General features: G+C 53.2%; 1 protein-coding gene. It reads right to left on the bottom strand.

Going from position 1 to position 220, the window contains the following annotated elements; all coding sequences use genetic code 11:
• Positions 1-25: 25 nt before the first annotated feature.
• Positions 26-220: hypothetical protein (locus tag H6B10_RS18960; protein WP_345941876.1), on the bottom strand; the 195-nt coding region annotated here is incomplete at its 5' end.

Genomic DNA, 220 nt, shown 5'->3' with positions numbered 1-220 from the left:
TTGGTTCACAAGAGGTTGTGACGGATTATTTCAACTTGACGCTTTTCCGATACACTACCATAGAAATTGCGGCGGCAATTACCTCCGTCGTCCAGAAAGCGTGCCACACGCCGGACGGGTTTCCGCGCTGGCCAGTGAAATTCTTCTCACCCTTGGGTATGATGCCCGCACCGCGGAGTTGGCCGCAATTGCCGGTTGGATGCATGACATCGGAAACATT

This window comes from Gemmiger formicilis (assembly GCF_016901605.1).
GTDB classification, from domain to species: Bacteria; Bacillota; Clostridia; order Oscillospirales; family Ruminococcaceae; genus Gemmiger; species Gemmiger formicilis_B.
Note: the sequence above shows the minus strand (reverse complement) of the source record. Positions and strands in the feature narration are given on the sequence as shown.